At 66.4% G+C, this 17183-nt stretch carries 14 protein-coding genes; 7 read left to right on the forward strand and 7 right to left on the reverse strand.

The genetic code is table 11. The features are described 5' to 3' along the window. Nucleotides 1–146: 146 nt before the first annotated feature. Complete coding sequence (locus ABS767_RS04970) at nt 147–1148, forward strand: GGDEF domain-containing protein (protein WP_408077248.1); 1002 nt, start codon at nt 147–149, stop codon at nt 1146–1148. 425 nt (nt 1149–1573) lie between these two features. On the opposite strand, the gene ABS767_RS04975 is transcribed toward ABS767_RS04970, so the two are convergent. After that, nucleotides 1574–2059 (reverse strand): DUF421 domain-containing protein, encoded by a 486-nt coding sequence (locus ABS767_RS04975; RefSeq protein WP_408077249.1) that lies wholly within the window; start codon nt 2057–2059, stop codon nt 1574–1576. Beyond that, entirely contained in the window at nt 2059–2592 is a 534-nt protein-coding gene (locus ABS767_RS04980; protein ID WP_408077250.1) for a hypothetical protein, read from the reverse strand. Before ABS767_RS04980 ends, ABS767_RS04975 begins: the two co-directional genes overlap by 1 nt. A gap of 93 nt (nt 2593–2685) precedes the next feature. Between ABS767_RS04980 and ABS767_RS04985 the strand changes: the two genes are divergently transcribed. From ABS767_RS04985 to ABS767_RS04995, 3 genes are read left to right on the forward strand one after another with little or no spacing between them, the layout of a single operon-like run. After that, complete coding sequence (locus ABS767_RS04985; protein ID WP_408077251.1) at nt 2686–3540, forward strand: SDR family oxidoreductase; 855 nt, start codon at nt 2686–2688, stop codon at nt 3538–3540. A 49-nt stretch (nt 3541–3589) separates the two neighbouring features. Continuing rightward, nucleotides 3590–4603: a threonine aldolase family protein gene (locus ABS767_RS04990; protein ID WP_408077252.1), complete on the forward strand. Its 1014-nt coding sequence runs from the start codon at nt 3590–3592 to the stop codon at nt 4601–4603. Beyond that, entirely contained in the window at nt 4600–5532 is a 933-nt protein-coding gene (locus ABS767_RS04995; protein WP_408077253.1) for a DMT family transporter, read from the forward strand. The genes ABS767_RS04990 and ABS767_RS04995 overlap by 4 nt, the downstream gene beginning before the upstream one ends. On the opposite strand, the gene ABS767_RS05000 is transcribed toward ABS767_RS04995, so the two are convergent. Both ABS767_RS05000 and ABS767_RS05005 read right to left on the reverse strand, forming a co-directional pair. After that, entirely contained in the window at nt 5442–6266 is an 825-nt protein-coding gene (locus tag ABS767_RS05000) for a Rossmann-fold NAD(P)-binding domain-containing protein (RefSeq protein WP_408077254.1), read from the reverse strand. The genes ABS767_RS04995 and ABS767_RS05000 overlap by 91 nt on opposite strands. Before the next feature lie 24 nt (nt 6267–6290). Next, nucleotides 6291–7988, reverse strand: a complete 1698-nt coding sequence (locus ABS767_RS05005) for a M28 family metallopeptidase (RefSeq protein WP_408077255.1) — start codon at nt 7986–7988, stop codon at nt 6291–6293. A 123-nt stretch (nt 7989–8111) separates the two neighbouring features. Here ABS767_RS05005 and pepN point away from each other — a divergent pair, with 123 nt between their 5' ends. Beyond that, nucleotides 8112–10709 (forward strand): aminopeptidase N, encoded by a 2598-nt coding sequence (pepN, locus tag ABS767_RS05010; protein ID WP_408077256.1) that lies wholly within the window; start codon nt 8112–8114, stop codon nt 10707–10709. A gap of 3 nt (nt 10710–10712) precedes the next feature. On the opposite strand, the gene ABS767_RS05015 is transcribed toward pepN, so the two are convergent. Continuing rightward, nucleotides 10713–12338: an alkaline phosphatase D family protein gene (locus ABS767_RS05015; protein ID WP_408077257.1), complete on the reverse strand. Its 1626-nt coding sequence runs from the start codon at nt 12336–12338 to the stop codon at nt 10713–10715. Nucleotides 12339–12448: 110 nt separating this feature from the next. Between ABS767_RS05015 and ABS767_RS05020 the strand changes: the two genes are divergently transcribed. After that, a complete protein-coding gene (locus tag ABS767_RS05020; protein WP_408077258.1) occupies nt 12449–14113 on the forward strand; it encodes a dipeptidyl-peptidase 3 family protein in 1665 nt (554 codons plus the stop codon). Continuing rightward, nucleotides 14110–15570, forward strand: coding sequence for a hypothetical protein (locus ABS767_RS05025; RefSeq protein WP_408077259.1), 1461 nt, complete (start codon nt 14110–14112; stop codon nt 15568–15570). The genes ABS767_RS05020 and ABS767_RS05025 overlap by 4 nt, the downstream gene beginning before the upstream one ends. Here ABS767_RS05025 and ABS767_RS05030 read toward each other — a convergent pair. Both ABS767_RS05030 and ABS767_RS05035 read right to left on the reverse strand, forming a co-directional pair. After that, nucleotides 15513–16706 (reverse strand): glycosyltransferase, encoded by a 1194-nt coding sequence (locus tag ABS767_RS05030; protein WP_408077260.1) that lies wholly within the window; start codon nt 16704–16706, stop codon nt 15513–15515. The two genes, ABS767_RS05025 and ABS767_RS05030, sit on opposite strands and share 58 nt — an antisense overlap. Nucleotides 16707–16720: 14 nt before the next feature. Beyond that, complete coding sequence (locus ABS767_RS05035) at nt 16721–17170, reverse strand: DUF2141 domain-containing protein (protein ID WP_408077261.1); 450 nt, start codon at nt 17168–17170, stop codon at nt 16721–16723. Nucleotides 17171–17183: the final 13 nt, after the last annotated feature.

A 17183-nucleotide genomic window follows, 5' to 3' on the forward strand; every position in this document is an offset into this window, starting at 1 on the left:
CGCATAACCGGAGCCCGATTTCACCGCTTATTAGCAGTTCCGCGCTATCTCCGCCGGCGAGTAAGGCGTTTGGTGGGGGCACCCCGGTCGTGTGGCCTGGTGGGATACGGAGGCTGGATTTGGCGAGCGTGGCGCGAGCGGCGCGTATGACTGGCGGCGATGATCCGGCGCGCCAGCTGTACGACCGCATCGGTGCATTCCTGTTTGACCAGCGGCTCGACCCGAGCCCGACCAACTACGCCTTTGCCTATCACCTGCTACACGATCCCGACGGCCCGCTGGCGCAGGCGGTCGAGGCGCTGACCGAAGGCGGCGTCCGGCTGACTCAGCGCGATATCGAGTCGCTGGGGTGCGAACCGCCCGCGAACACCGCGAAGGCCAAGGAAAAGGTCGACGGACTCGTCGCCCAGACCCAGATGCAGGTCGAAGGCTTTCACGACATGGTCCAGGCGATGCGCGCGGAGACCGAAGGCTTCGGACGCGACCTCGCGGCCAGTGCCGACGCGATCCGGCGATCCGCTGCGGCGACCGACGTGCATGCGGTGCAGAATGTGTCTCAGATCACCGCAACGATGCTGCAGCGCGTCCACCGCGCCGAATCCCAGCTGGAAAGCGCGACGCGCGAGGCGGTGGAGCTGCGCAGCAAGCTGGAGGAAGCGCGCGACAATGCCCGCCGCGATCCGCTGACCGACCTGCCCAACCGCCGCGCATTCGAAGAGGCCTATGCCGCGCAGTTGGGAACGGGCGAACGGCTGTGTATCGCGGTGTGCGACGTCGATCACTTCAAGTCGGTCAACGACCGGTTCGGTCACGCGGTCGGTGACCGCGTGCTGCGATCGATCGCCCAGGCGCTTTCGGAGAGCTGTCCGGGCCAGCTCGTGGCCCGCTATGGCGGAGAGGAATTCGCCATCTTGTTTTCGGGGACGAGCATCGCGCGGGCCCGCGATACCCTGGACCACGCCCGGGCCACCGTCGCGGCGAAGCGCTATCGCTTGCGTGAAACCGACGCGCCGCTTGGCGAAATCACCTTTTCCGCAGGCCTGACGCGCGTCCATCCGGGCGAGCCGCTGAACGCCAGTTTTCACCGTGCGGACGAGCTGCTCTACGATGCCAAGGAAAGCGGACGCAATCGCGTCGTCATCGCCTAGCCAGAAATTGGCATTTTTCGCCAACTATCTCGGCAATAGTTCCCACATTATGTGGCAACAAAATAACAACGCGCGTGATTTCAACGTGTTATTGAAATTGGCACGCTCCCTGCAATCTATTGTGCATCTCACGGGATAGTCCCGGGGAGGTTCAAAAGAGGGAGTTCTACCATGACCGTCCGTATCGAATCGCTCGCCCGCTACGCCGTATCGTTCGCCGGCGCCGCCGCATTCACGCTGGTCCTGATTGCCAACACCGTCAGCCTCGGCCCGGTCGCGTGATCGTCTTGTTCAAGGAGGATAGCATGGCTCGCCAGATCTTCGTCGCGATCGTTTCCTTCGGTCTCACCGCCGCAATGATCGCCACCACCATCGCGCCCCAGGCGTCAGGCGTCATCGCCTGACCCGGGGCGCCACCCCCGCCTTCAGGCCGGGCGTGGCGCATCTGCGGATTGAGCATCGCTCTCCGCATCGCTTCGTCGGATAAAGCTGATCCGACCTTCCGGCTCCAGGATCACCCAAGCGACATCGCCGACCGACGCAATCCCCGCCAGACGCATTTCCGATTCCAGCTCACGGCGCGTCAATCGGTCCCGCTTCATGTTTGCCGCGATCAGCCTACCATCGCGGATCAACACGCGCGGTTCGCCCTCGATCAGCCGCTCTGCGCGCGGCCATCGGTAGCTCACCCACCCAAGGACCGTCGCCCAAAAGGCGAATGTCGAGATCGCCAGCACCGCGCCGGTCAGGCTGAAGTCGTTATGAGTGATTCCCTGCTGGATCAGATCGCCCAGCACCACCAGCATCACCAGTTCGAACGGGGTCATCTGCCCCAGCTCGCGCTTCCCCATGATGCGCAGCAGCACGAACAGGAAGGCGAACATCGCAGTGGCGCGCAGCACGATATCCATCAGGGCAGCACCGTGATTTCGAGAGGGATCGCCACCAGTTCGCGCGTATCGTCGCGGATCGCGATGCGCCCGCGCGTTCCGGCGAACAGCGGCGGATTGATCTGGCCATCGATCTTGATGTCGAGCGTCTCCCCGGGCTCAAGCGCGCCATAGTCGAAACGGAACTCACCGTCCTGCGCCGACTCCTTGCCGGCGGCGGGAATCATCGTATTGATCGTCATGTCGCGCCAAAGGCCCGCCGGCACGGCAAGAACCGTCTTGCCGACCGGCTGGCGCGCAGTCACGCGCACGCGCATCTCGAAGAATTCGCCGTTGCGAATGACCCGCGGCGTGGCGACCTCGAGCGCGGCGGCGGGGGCGCGTGCGCGCAGCGGACGGTCCTTGCCCCCGCCAAACAGCCCGAGCAGCGCGGCGAGCATCAACGCTCCGAGTAGCACCACCGCGACCCAGCGGCGCCACGCCCCGCCCCGCGGTGCGGCATGCGACGGCGCGATGCCGTCGGGATAGCAGGGCGGGGTGGCGGATCCGGTCATGGCGACGGTGAAACGAGCGGCGATGATGCCGGTTGCACGGAACCCCGGCGCCCGCGCCCGGTTGTTGGGGCGGGGGCGAGTGGAGTGACCGCGATGACGACCGATACCGCCGAAATGATCCACGAAGACTCGCTGCCCGGCGAAGAGCGCGCGCTCGACCCCAAGCCGCAATGGCAGCCGCGCTATCCGGGATCGGGGCGGCTTGAAGGCAAGGTTGCGCTGATCACCGGCGCCGACAGCGGCATCGGCCGCGCCGTCGCCGCACTGTTCGCGCGCGAAGGCGCAGATGTCGCCATCCTCTATCTGCTCGAGGATGCCGATGCCGATGACACGAAGAAGATCGTCGAGGCGGAAGGCCGCCGTGCCATCACGATCAAGGCCGATGTCGGATCGAAGAAGATGTGCGACCGCGCGGTCGAGCAAGTGATCGACGCGTTCGGCCGGCTCGATATCCTGATCAACAATGCCGGCGAGCAGCATCCCGATCAGGATATCCGCGACATCACCGAGGAACAGCTGACCCGCACCTTCCAGACGAACATCTTCGGCATGTTCTATCTGGTGCAGGCCGCGCTGCCTCACCTCAAAGAGGGTTCGGCGATCGTCAATTGTACCTCGGTCACCATGTATCAGGGGTCGAAGGAACTGCTCGACTATTCGAGCACCAAGGGCGCGATCACCGCCTTCACGCGCTCGCTGTCGGAAAATCTGGTGAGCAAGGGCATCCGCGTCAACGCGGTGGCGCCGGGGCCGATCTGGACCCCGCTCAACCCATGCGGTGGCGCATCGCCCGAAAAGCTCGAACATTTCGGCGAGGATACGCCGATGGGGCGGCCGGGCCAGCCGAACGAGGTGGCGCCCGCCTTCCTCTTCCTGGCGTGCGATGATGCCAGCTACATGTCGGGCCAGGTGCTGCATCCCAATGGCGGAATCATCGTCAATGGATGATCGCCGCGGCTGATTGACGGCGGGCGGGCGGCAGCGCATCTGGGCCGCCATGCGCTTCTTTTCCGACAACGCCGCCCCCGCCTGCCCCGAAGTCATCGCGGCGCTGTCTGCCGCGAACACGCAGGATACCGCCTATGACGGCGACGCATTGAGCCAGGCGCTCGATGCGCGCTTTTCCGAGCTGTTCGGGACGCATGTCGCGGTGCTGTGGGTGCCGACGGGGACGGCGGCGAACTGCCTCGCGCTCGCCTCGCTTTGCCCGCCCTATGGCGGGGTGGTGTGCCACCGCGAGGCGCATATCCAGATGGACGAAGCGGGCGCGCCGGAATTCTATACGCATGGCGCCAAGCTGCTGCTCGCCGACGGGCCGGGTGCCAAGCTTACCCCCGAGTCGATCGCCGAGGTGATCGATCCGATCAAGGATGGGGTGCACTGGGTGCAGCCGCACGCCATCTCGATCACCAATGCGACCGAATATGGACTGGCCTACAGCCCGGATGAGGTGGCGGCGATCGGCAAGCTGGCGCGCGACCGCAAGCTCGGCCTGCATATGGACGGGGCGCGCTTCGCCAACGCGCTGGTGCATCTGGGCTGCAAGCCCGCCGAGCTGACCTGGCGCGCGGGGGTCGATGCGCTCAGCTTCGGCTTCGTCAAGAATGGCGGGATGGGCGCCGAGGCGCTGGTCTATTTCCGCAGCGATCAGATCGAGGCGGCGCGCATCCGCCGCAAGCGCGCCGGGCATCTCCAGTCCAAGGGGCGCTATCTCGCCGCGCAGTTGCTGGCGATGCTCGACAATGACGTCTGGCTGCGCAACGCGGCGGCGGCCAATGCCGGCGCGGCGGCGCTGGGCGCCGCGGCGGCGGATCGGCTGGTCTATCCGGTCGAGGCGAACGAGGTATTCGTGCGGCTGTCGCAGGACGAGGCCGTATCGCTGCGCGATCAGGGCTTCGACTTCTACGATTGGGGCGTGGGCGAAGCGCGCTTCGTGGTTGCGTGGGACCAGGATGCGAGCGCTGTGCGGCCGCTCGCCGACGCGCTGACTGCGCTTTCCGTCCCGGCATGAGCCAAGCCAAGTCCGAGCAGCCGGCGCGGCCCAATTCGACCCGGCTGGCGATCCTGATCCCCTTCGCGATCGTCACCCTGATCTGGGGATCGACCTGGATCGTCATCACCGGACAGCTGGGCGTCGTGCCGCCGACCTGGTCGGTCACCTATCGCTTCCTGCTCGGCGGCACGGCGATGCTCGCCTTTGCAGCGGCGAAGCGACAGAGTCTGAAGCTGGACGCACGCGGGGTGGGATTCGCCGCGCTGGTCGGGCTGCTGCAGTTCGCGCTCAATTTCAACTTCGTCTACCGCGCGGAGCTGCACGTCACTTCGGGATTGGTCGCTGTGGTGTTCGCACTGCTGCTGGTGCCCAACGCGCTGCTCTCGCGCATCTTCCTCGGCCAGCGGCTGGGGCGCCAGCTGCTGATCGGATCGGGCATCGCGATGGCGGGGGTCGCGCTGCTGTTCGTGCATGAGATCCGCAACGATCCGTCGGGCGGCGGCGCGGTCTATCTCGGGATCGGCCTGACCTTGCTCGGCGTGCTTTCGGCATCGACCGCCAACGTCATGCAGGCGACCAAGACTGCGGGGCGCTACGCGATGGTACCGACGCTCGGCTGGGCGATGCTGATCGGCGCGTTGGCCGACGGCATTTTCGCTTGGATCACCACCGGGCCGCCGGTGTTCGATCCGCGCCCTGCCTATGTCGCCGGGCTGCTGTACCTCGGCATCGTCGCAAGCGCGGTCGCCTTTCCGCTCTATTTCGGCGTGCTGCGCGTGATCGGCCCGGCCAAGGCCGCCTATTCGAGCGTCATCATCCCCGTGCTGGCGATGCTGCTCTCAACGGTGTTCGAGGGCTATCGCTGGTCGCTGCTCGCCGCGGGCGGCGCGGCGCTGGCGGGCGTCGGGCTGGTGCTGGCGCTGAGGGCGCGCAGGCCCGCGCGATAGTCGCGATAGCGCGGCTGCCAGCCGAGCACGCGTTTCGCCTTGCCGTTCGCGACGCGCCGGTTCTCCGAGTAGAAGCCGCGCGCGGCAGGCGACAGCCCCGCGTCCTCGAACGCAACCAGTGGCGGAACCGGAAGTCCCAGAATTCGACATCCGAACGCGACCACGTCGGATTGCGGCGCCGGTTCGTCGTCGGCGAGATTATATGCACCCGGCGGGGCATCCAGCCCCGCGACCACGCCGCGCGCCAGATCGTCGACATGGATGCGGCTGAATACCTGTCCCGGCACGTCGATGCGCCGCGCGCGCCCATCGCGGATGCGGTCGAGCGACGAGCGATCCGGACCATAAATGCCGGGCAGGCGAAACACGCGCGCGCCGAGTGCCAGCCAGTCGGCGTCCGCGTCCGCGCGTGCCGTGCGACGCCCGCCACCCGTCGGACTGTTCTCGTCGACCCATGCGCCGCCCGTATCGCCATAGACGCCGGTCGCCGAGAGATAGCCGATCCATGCCCCACTGGCCGCCAGCGCCTCGCGATAGGCGGCCAGTACCGGGTCGCTCTCACCCGGCGGGACGGACGAGAGGATATGGGTGGCCTGTGCTATCTCGAACCGGACGCGATCGGCGTCGTCGAATGCGAGATTTCCCGCGCTTCCGGTCGCTGCGATCCGGGCACCGGGCAGCAATGCGGCGATGCGGCGGGCGCTGTAGCCGAGCCCGAAGATCAGCAGCCGCATCGATCGACCCCGCGCCGGATCAGCTCACTTCGCGCCATATCCGTCGTACAGCGTTCCGAAGAAATCGCCCTTCTTCCACGCCGGGCGCTGGTCCGCGTCGGCGATCTCGCGTGCGATGGCATAGTTCGCGTCGATGAAGCGGACGCCCTGATCCCACAGGATTTCGGGATTGCCGATCTCGTCCGACGGGCGGTGATAGCGGGTGGACAGGAAGCGACTGAACGCCTCCCGGCCGACGCCAGCCATGCCCGGCCACAGGAACACCGAGGGGACGCCCTGCTGGACGAAGCGATAATGGTCGGAGCGCACGAAGAAACCCTGTTCGGGCATCGGATCGGTGCCGACCCCCACACCGACCGTGGCGGTTGCGCGCGCGACCGTCTCGCCCAACGTCGAGCGCGCGGCACCGAAGGCGATCATGTCCTCGAACTTGTAGGTGATGACCGGCATGTCGAGATTGACGTTGGCGACGATCCTGCCCTTCGGCACGGTCGGGTTGTGCGCGAAATAATCGGCGCCGATCAGTCCCTTTTCCTCCGCGGTGACCGCCAGGAACATCACCGAACGGCGCGGCGGCTTGCCCGAATCTCGGAAGCGCTTCGCCTCCTCGATCAGCGAGGCGATGCCCATCGCATTGTCCATCGCGCCGTTATAGATGGTGTCGCCCGTCGCATCGGCCTTGCCGGTGCCGACATGGTCGAGGTGCGCAGTGAGCACGACGACCTCGTCCTTCAGCGCCGGGTCGCTGCCCGGGATGATCCCGGCGACGTTCGAGCTCATCACCGTCTTGCGCTCGGTCTTGAGTGCGACCGCCAGGGTGGCGCCCGACGCGAACGACTTCACCTGCTCCTTGCCCGCCTCGGCTGCCTTCATCGCGGCGTCCCAGCCCTTGTCGCCCGCGAAAAGCTTCGCCGCGCCGGCCATGCTGAGGCTGGCGAGCGTCGGGGTACCCTTGGCGGGAAGGTGGCCGTTGCCCTCCGCATCGGCCCAGGTCATGCGCCATTCGTCCCAGCTGTCGGCGAGCCGCGCGAACGGGCGTACCTTGGCCGAAGTTGGGGTTTCGAGGATGATGACCCCGGCCGCGCCCTTGCGCGCGGCGATCGCCGCCTTGTTCGAGTTGCTGCCGAAATGGGCGCGCTCCTCGCCATCGAACCCGCCGGGCGCGCCGGAGAAGAAGGCGACGATCTTACCCTTGGCGTCGATGCCCTTGTAATCGTCGCGCTTATACTGGGGTGCGACGATGCCGTAGCCGGCGAACACCACGCCCTTGTCGATCAGCGTGCTCGCCGCCTCGGGATTGCCCGACGGCAGATAGTCGGTGCCGAAATCGAGCACGGTCGACGTGCCGCCGCGCGTGACCGTCACCGTCCCCTTGTCGGCGGGGCGATAGCTCAGCAGCGGCACCGTTTGGAGATAGCTGCCCGCATCGCCCGCCGGACGCAGCCCGGCGGCGTAATATTGTGCGGCGACATATTGCGCGGCGATGTCATATTCCTGCGTCCCCGCCTCGCGCCCGCGCATCGCATCGCTGGCGAGGAACATGACATGCGCCTTCATCGCGGCCTCGGCCGGGGGCAGCGGCGCGTTGACGCGCTCGGCAAGTTGCGCGGCGGTTTCGGCAGGCGCAGCGGCTTCCTGGGCGAAACCGGCGGGAGTGACGGCGATCAGCGCGAGCGCGATCGTGGAACGCAGCAGAACGGACTTGGACGCGGGCTTGGACACGGGCTTGGACAAGGCTGGACTTCCGATTGAACCAAAGATGGGCTGAGGCGTAGCAGCCCGAAGACACACCGCAATCGAATTTCTTCGCGTGCCGCGCGGGTCGCGCGTAACTATAGGCCGATCATGATCGACGCTCTCGCCACCAAGCCCGCCATCACCCGCCGCGCGGATTATACCCCGCCCGACTGGCTGGTTCCCGATCTCGCGCTCGATTTCGACCTCGCGCCCGAGCGCACCCGGGTCCGCGCCGCGCTGTCGGTCGCGCGCAACGGCGCGCACGATCGGCCGCTGCGGCTCGACGGCGACGGGCTCACGCCGCTGGCGGTGCGCGTCGACGGCGCGGAGGCGCGCTGGCGGATGGACGGCGCCGCGCTGGTGATCGATCTGCCGGGCGAAACCCATGTCGTCGAGACCGAGGTCCAGATCGTCCCGGAGCGCAACACCCAGCTGATGGGGCTCTACCACTCGGGCGGAAACCTGTGCACGCAATGCGAGGCGGAGGGGTTCCGGCGCATCACCTTCTTCCCCGACCGGCCCGACGTCCTCACCCGCTATCGGGTGAAGATGACCGCCGACAAGGCGCGCTACCCCGTACTGCTCGCCAATGGCGATCCCGTCGCGTCGGGCGACGGCGAGGGCGGGCGACACTGGGCCGAGTGGCACGATCCGTTCCCCAAGCCCTGTTACCTCTTCGCACTCGTCGCGGGCGACCTCGCCGCCAACCGCGCGACCTTCACCACCGCGAGCGGGCGGACGGTGCAGCTCGGCATCTGGGTGCGCGAAAAGGATCTGCCCAAGACCGATCACGCGCTCCACGCGCTCAAGCTGAGCATGGCGTGGGACGAGCGCGTCTATGGCCGCGAGTATGATCTCGACGTGTTCAACATCGTCGCGGTCGACGATTTCAACTTCGGGGCGATGGAGAATAAGGGGCTGAACATCTTCAACAGCCGCTACATCCTCGCCGACCCCGATACCGCGACCGATTATGATTACGACGCGGTCGCCGCCGTGGTTGCGCACGAGTATTTCCACAACTGGTCGGGCAACCGCGTCACCTGTCGCGACTGGTTCCAGCTCTCCCTCAAGGAAGGCTTCACCGTCTATCGCGACCAGCAGTTCAGCGCCGACCAGGGCAGCGCCGCGGTCAAGCGGATCGAGGACGTGCGCGGGCTGCGCGCGGCGCAATTCCCGGAGGATGGCGGCCCGCTCGCGCATCCGGTGCGCCCGGACGAATATCTCGAGATCAGCAACTTCTACACCGCGACGATCTACAACAAGGGTGCCGAAGTCATCCGGATGATGGCGACGATCCTGGGTCCGCAGAAATTCCGCGCGGCGACCGACCTGTATTTCGACCGGTTCGACGGCACCGCCGCGACGTGCGAGGATTTCGTCGCGTGCATGGAGGAAGCAGGCGGGGTCGACCTGACCCAGTTTCGCCTGTGGTATTCCCAGGCGGGCACGCCGCGCGTCACCGCGACGCTCGACCATCAGGCCGGCGACGGGCGCGCGCATCTGACGCTGCGCCAGTCGGTGCCGCCGACACCGGGCCAGCCCGACAAGGCCCCGATGGTGCTCCCGCTCAAGCTCAAGCTGTTCGGTGCCGAGACCGATACGTCGTTGATCGAGGAGCGTCTCGTCCTGCTGGAGGAGGCGGAAACCCGGATCGCGTTCGAAGGCGTGACCGAGCGGCCGGTCTTGTCGATCAATCGCGGGTTTTCGGCGCCGGTTATCGTGGACACGAATCGAAGCGCGGCCGACCTCGCCTTTCTCTCTGCGCAGGACGACGACCCCTTCGCGCGATACGAGGCGATGCAGCAGCTCATGCTCGATACGCTTGTTGCGGCGGTGACGCAGGGACGCGCCGACCACGCCCCGGTGATCGAGGCGGTGGCGAACACCCTGTCCGATCCCGCACTCGACCCGGCCTTCGTCGCGGAGGCGGTGCTGCTGCCATCGGACAGCTTCATCGGCGATCAGCTGGCGCTGGTCGATCCCGAGACGATCTTCCAGAAGCGCGAGGCGCTGCGCCGCGAACTTGGTCGCGCCCTGGAGGATCAGTGGCGGTCGCTGTATGAAAGCGTCCGCGCCAATCGCTTCGAATATTCTCCCGCGGGCAAGGGTGCGCGGCGGATCAAGTCGGTCGCGCTGGGCTATATCAACGCCAGCGGCGCATCCGACGGTCCAGACCTCGCCTTTGCGCAGTTCGAATCGGCCGACAATATGACCGACCGGCAGGGTGCGCTCACGACGCTGGCCAATAGCCCGTCGGACGCGGCAAATGGCCAGCGCGTCGCCGCGCTCGACATCTTCTACCACCGCTACAGCGATAACGGGCTGGTGCTCGACAAGTGGTTCCAGACCCAGGCGCTGTCGACCCGCGCCGATACGCTCGATGCGGTGCAGGATTTGGCGCGGCATCCCGATTTCACGCTCGCCAATCCCAACCGGGCGCGCGCGCTGATCGGGGCATTCGCGGTGAACCAGCGTGCGTTTCACGCCCCCGACGGGCGCGGGTATCGTTTCGTCGCGGATCAGCTCATCGCGCTCGACAAGCTCAACCCGCAGACCGCCGCCAAGCTGGTCCCCCCGCTCGGTCGCTGGCGCCGGTTCGAGGCGGACCGTGCCGCGAAGATGCGTGCCGAGCTCGAGCGCATCCTTGCCCAGCCGGGGCTGAGCAAGGACATGACCGAGCAGGTGAGCAAGAGCCTGGACTAGGATTCAGGCCATCACGTTGCGCCCGCGCAGCACGGTGGCGCTGTGGCCGACCGCGGCGGCGGCATTGCGCTGCCGGACCGTGTCGACGAACAGCCAGTCGTTGCGGACCCGGTCGGGCGCGAGCGTCAGCGCCATATATCCGCGCCGCGATGTGTCGCACCATTTGAGTTCGGGATTGGCATCGACCAGCGCGCGCGCGACGCGTTTCGGATCGACCTTGATCGACCCTTCGAAGCCGGGCGAGCTGACCGCCTGACCCGCGAACTCGACGCCTGCCGCCTTGCCGTCCTGCGACAGATCATAGGCCCAGCCATTGTGGCTGTCGCCCGACAGCACCACGAGGTTGGCGCCCATGGTCTGCGCCGAGGAGAGGAAACGCGCGCGCGCCGCCGGATAACCGCCCCAATTGTCGAAATTCATCGGGAGCCCGGCGGACGCGAGCGCGACCCCCGCCTTCACATAGGCTTGCGCGCGCGGCGAGGCGTCGGGCGACACCCATTCGGTCGCCTGTTTCGGCGTGATGGTGCTGCCCATGATGGTGCCGAAGCCGACCAGCTGCCAGCGCTTTCCCGCCTTGACCGAGCGGGCCATTTCGGCGGCGAGCCAGGCTTCCTGCTCCCAGCCCATCATGGTCATCGCCTTGTCCTGCCACGGCCCGTCACGGAACGCCGCGATCGCTGCCGCCGAATCCGGCGCCATGATCAGCTGCGCCGCCTCGGGCGGGCGGGTGCGGCCGAGCAGGCGGGTTTCGGTGCGGAACAGAGTCGCGAGCGACCCGATCGCATAGGCTTTCCACGGTTCGTCGGAGACCGGCATCCATTCGCGCCACGCCTGGATCGCGGCAGCGCGGCGGACGCTCCAGTCGCCCTCGTTCGGTTGATGGTTTTCCGCGCCGCCCTCCCAGCTGTCATTGGCCGATTCGTGATCGTCCCACGACACGATCATCGGCTTGGCTGCGTGCAGCGCCTGAAGGTCGGGATCGGTGCGATAGCTGGCGTAGCGCAGGCGGTAGTCGGCCAGATGCAGGATCTCGGTCGCGGGTTGGGGCAGTCGCTTGTCGACCACCTGCGCCAGCTCGGGATAGGTGCCGTGCCGATACTCGTAGATATAGTCGCCAAGGTGCACGGCGAGGTCGATATCGTCGCGCGCGGCGGCATGGGCATAGGCGTTGAAATAGCCGAAGCCGAGATTCGAGCATGAGAAGACCGCGATGCCAAAGCGTGGTGCAGCACCCTCCGGCAGGGTCCTGGTCCGGCCGACCGGCGACATCGATCCGTCCGGGGCGATGAAGCGATAAAAATAGCGGGTTCCGGGCTTGAGGCCCGTCACCGTGATCTTGGTCGTCCAGTCGCGCCACGGGCCGGTAATCGCCTCGCCCCCCGAAACGACCTTCGCGAAGTCTTCGGTTTCCGACAGTTCGACCCGCAGCCTTGCGGACTCCCCCTTGCCGACATAGCGGGTCCACAGCAGCATCGAGGTCGATGTCGGCTCGCCGCTTGCCACCGAATGGGTGAAGGCGGCATCGACGATCCAGTTCGGCCCCTGGGCGGCAAAGCCGGGGATGGCATAGGCGCCGAGCCCGAGTGTGCCGGTGAGAATGAGCGAGCGGCGATCGAGGCGGAACGTCATGGCGAGTCTCCCTGATGCGCCGCCTCTGGCGGGTGGATGTGGCCGGTTCGTGACAGTTCGCTCCTGCGTGTCTAGAGCAGGCAGATCGATGTTGGTATCCGGAGTAACCGATGCGCAAGACCGCACTCGCCGCCCTGCTTCTCGCCACTGCTGCATGCAATCAGGCGCCGCCCGCGGGCAATGAGTCGAACGCGACTGCGCCGGCCGCCAATGGCGACCTGGCGGCGCAGAAGGCGAAACTCGCCGTGATCGACATGCAGGTCGATACGCGCTTTCTGACCGATGAGGAACGGCAGGTGGTGAACCTGCTGATCCAGGCATCGGATGTCATGTCCGAAATCTACCGGTCCCAGCGGGACGCCAAGTGGCGCGAAACCCGCGCGGCGATCGCCAAGGACGGGGACGCGCTCAAGCTGGAGATGTACGACCGCTATTTCGGCCCGTGGGACGAACTCGACGACAAGCGTGCATTCTGGGGCAATGGCGCGATGCCGGAGGGCGCGGGCTTCTATCCTGCCGACCTGACGCGCGACCAGTTCGACGCGTATCTCGCGGCCAACCCGGGTCAGAAGCAGGCGTTGACCAGCCCCTATACGGTGGTCGTGCGCGACGGTGAAAAGCTCAAGGCGATCCCATATTCGGTCGCTTACAAGGACGAATTGACCCGCGCCGCTGACCTGCTCAACAAGGCGGCGGCGATCACGACCAATCCCAGCCTCAAGAAATTCCTGACGCTGCGCGCCAAGGCGTTCCTGACCGACGATTATTTCGAATCCGAACTCGCCTGGATGGACCTCAAGGACACGCCGATCGAGGTCGCGATCGGGCCGTACGAGGTCTATACCGATCGCCTGCACGGGCAGAAGACCGCGTTCGAGAGCTTCGTGACGCTGAAGGATCCCGAGGAGTCCGCCGCGCTCGCCAAGTACAAGCGCTATCTGCGCGACATGGAGGCGAACCTCCCGGTCGACGAAAAGTACAAGAATTTCCAGCGCGGGTTCGAATCGCCGATCGCGGTGGCGGAACAGGTGCGCGGCGGCGGCGACAATGTCCCGGGCGTGCAGACGATCGCCTTCAACCTGCCCAATGACGAGCGCGTGCGCGAGGCGAAGGGCGCGAAGAAGGTGATCCTGTCGAACGTGCTCGGCGCGAAGTACGACCGCATCCTCGCGCCGATGGCGCCGCTGGTGCTGGTGCCGGATCAGGCGAGCCTGGTCGCGAAGAAATATATGCAGCTGGAAACCCTGTTCCACGAACTTTCGCACAGCCTGGGGCCGGGGACGATCACGGTGGGCGGGCAGAAGACGACGGTTAGCGAGGCGCTCCGCGATCAGGCCTCGGCGCTCGAAGAGGCCAAGGCGGACGTCATGGGCGCCTGGAACATCCTGTTCATGATGGAAAAGGGCGAGCTGCCCGCCGCCGAAAAGCCGCAGCTGTTCGCGACCTATCTCGCCGGCACCTTCCGCGCGATGCGCTTTGGCGTGGAAGAGGCGCATGGCCAGGGCGCGGCGATGCAATATGCCTATCTGAAGTCAAAGGGCGCCTTCGCCTGGGACGAGAAGGCCGGGCGGTACCGGATCGACAATGCACGATTCGAAGCCGCGTTGCGCGATCTGCTGCGTGACATGATCGTGCTGCAGGGCAATGGCGACTATGACGGCGTGAAGGCGTTCATGGCGAAATGGGCGGTGCTCGACGATCCGGCGAAGCGGGTGATCGCGTCGATGGGATCGATCCCGGTCGATATTCGTCCGGTCTATCCCGACAAGGTGTGAGTATCGCGCGTGTGCCGCGCTGGTTGATCTTCATCGTCGTCGCGCTGGCGGCGCGCGCGGTCACGTTCGGCAACCCCATCCTGCACGTCGATGAAGAATTCTACTTCACCGCCGCGCGCGCGATGGTCGACGGGGCTCTGCCGTTCGTTGACATCTGGGACCGCAAGCCGATCGGACTGTTCCTGCTTTACGCCCCGGCAGCTGCGCTGGGCTTTCCGGCGGGGATCTGGGCGTATCAGGCGCTGGCGCTCGGCTGCCTCGTCGCCACGGCAATAGTTGCAGCGCAGCTGGCGGAGCGCGCCGGATGGGGCCGGGGCGCGCTGCCCGCCGGACTCGCCATCATCCTGTGGCCCAACCTGATCGATGGACAGGGGGGGCAGGCGCCGATCTTCTACAATCTTCTCGTCATCGCCGCGGTCGCGCTCATCGCGCCGCGCGCAGACGGGCAGATGCCGGGTCGCATATTTTTACGTGGGCTGGCCGCAATGGCGCTGGTCGGGCTTGCGCTGCAGATCAAATATTCGGTGGTGTTCGAAGGCGCGTTTATCGGGCTGTGGTTGATGTGGGGTCGCTGGCGGAGCGGGGTGGGGGCGGCGCGGGTGGCGCTGGCCGGACTCGTCTGGGCGTCCACCGCGCTTCTCGCGACCGCGCTCGCCTGGGGCTGCTATGCGGGGCTGGGGCAGGGCAGAGCATGGCTCTACGCCAATTTCCTGTCGATTCTCGACCGCAACCCCGATCCCGCACTGGCGCAGCTCGCCAATCTCGGAATCATCGTCCTGTTGCTGTCGCCGCTGGTCGCTTCCGCGGGGCTGGCGTGGCGGCGGTGCGCACGGATGCCAGCCGTCTGGCCGTTGCGGAGTTTCCTGTTCGCCTGGTGCGGAGCGGCGATCCTCGGCCTGCTTCTGTTCGGGACGTATTTCGACCATTACGCGCTGCCGCTGGTCCCGCCGCTGGCGATCGCTGCAGCGGGTTTCTGGAGCGACCACCGTCGCTTTGCCTGGGTCGTGCTTGCGGTCGCCCTTGTCGGCGGGCAGGCGCTCTTGCTGCTCAAACGAGCACAACGGGGCACTCCGCAGGAAATCGCCGCGGTTTCCCGCGTGATCGGATCGGGACCAGGATGCCTGCACGTCTATTCGGGGTCGGTCATCCTCTACCCGATGACCGGTCGATGCCGCGTGACCCCGTGGATCTATCCCAGCCACCTCGGGCGCGTGCGTGAGCGCGGCGCGATCGGCGTGGATCAGATGAGCGAGATCGATCGCGTGCTGCGTCAGCGCCCCGAATGGGTCGTCATGACCGGGCCCTATATCGGCGAGCGCGCCGATATTCATGCTCGTGTGGTTGCATCCGTCGCGCGCGACTATCGTCGCGTGACGGTGCTCCCGGTGGGCGGCAAGCGCTACGCCCTCTGGCGACGCCTCACCCCGCCGGCGCGTTCGGCGAGGAGCTCGGAATAGAGATCGATCAGCGCGACGGCGTGGTCCTGATCGGACAGCACCTGCCCCGCCGCGTGGCGCGTCGCGGCGCGCAGGATCGCGGGTTCGCGTGCGAACATTCGCCGGATCGCCGCCGCTGCCGAGCGGGCATCGCGCGCGCGATAGGTCTCGGCGAACAGCGGATCGGCGACCTCCGCGCAGCCGCCGTCGTCGGGAACGATCAACGGCAATCCGCTCGCCAGCGCCTCGCACGCGACCAACCCGAATGGCTCCTGATCCGACCCGTGGATCAGCGCGTCCGCGCTCGCCAGGATGCGGCTGAAGCGTTCGCGGTCATAGACCGGCCGAAACAGGCGGATATGGCTGTTACCGCCGATCTGCCGCTCCAGCGCCTCGCTCTGCGGCCCTTGCCCGAGCAGCATCAGGCCGACCGGCATCTGCGCACCGGCGCGCTGCACCGCATCGATCACCATCGACCAGCGCTTTTCCTTGTGATGGCGCCCCAGGCCGATCAGCAAATGCCCCTCGGGCGGCAGGTCGAGTTGCGCCAGCATCGACGCGCGCAGTGCCTCGTCGCGCAGATCGGGCGAGAAATGGTTGCGATCGATACCGAGCGGCATCGCTGCGTCGACGTGCAGTCCACGCTTGCGATAGCGCTTGGCCAGTGCCGGACCGTTGGTGACGAACGCGTCGTACTTGCCCAGGAACTTGTGCATGTAACGGGTGTACCAGCTGAACATCCGCTCGATCCGCGCAGGACTCGCCAGCCCCTCGAGCCAGCGATGCGGATAGGCCCCCATATTGTCGTTATGCGCGAAGAAGACCTTCAACGCCTCGCCCTGCCAGTCGCCGACGAACCACGCCGGGCGCCATGGTGAGCAGTTCTCCACCACGTCGGGCTTGAGCATGTCGAGCAGGCGAAGCACCTCGCTACCGTCATTGTACAGCCAGTAGTTGCGGTCGAGGATCAGCGGGGGTGCCTTGACCCAGTAGATGCGCCCGCCATCAGGGCGGTCCTCGACGCGATTCTCGTTCCAGGGCGCGATGACGATCAGTTCATGGCCTAGTTCCGCCATGATCCGCATCTTGCGGTCGAGATAGGTGCGCACGCCGCCGCCGGTCGGCGAATAATATTCGTTGACGTCGACGATGCGCATCGCCCGGAATCCCCTCAGTCGGCCTGATAGGGCGCAAAGCCCGAAAGGCCGCGCAGATATTGCGCCTGGATATTCACCGTCGTCCCGCTCGGGCCCACGGTGATCAGGGCTTCCTTGAGCTCAGGACGGCTGCGGCCCAATTTGCGGTTGCTGGCGAAACCGGCGCCGTCGCGCCAGAAGTTGAACTTGTTCTTGCCGTCGCGATCGTGGGTGAACAGCAGCGCATATTGTCCCGCACTGGGTGCGCGGATGCACAGCCGTACCGCCCCGGACTGAGGCGTCCGGGACCAGATGCGCGCGAAGAACTTGCCTTCCTTCTTGAGCTTGGTGTCGTCCTTGAGGAAATCATCTTCGTTGGCCGGGTATAATTCGAGCTTCAGGCGTCCGCTGCGGTCCTTCAGCCCTGTCACATTGACCCGCACCCCCGGGCTCGATCCGGTACATGCCGCATCTGAGTCGATCAATATCTGCGCCGAA

Source organism: Sphingomonas plantiphila, from assembly GCF_046000505.1.
GTDB lineage: Bacteria > Pseudomonadota > Alphaproteobacteria > Sphingomonadales > Sphingomonadaceae > Sphingomonas > Sphingomonas plantiphila.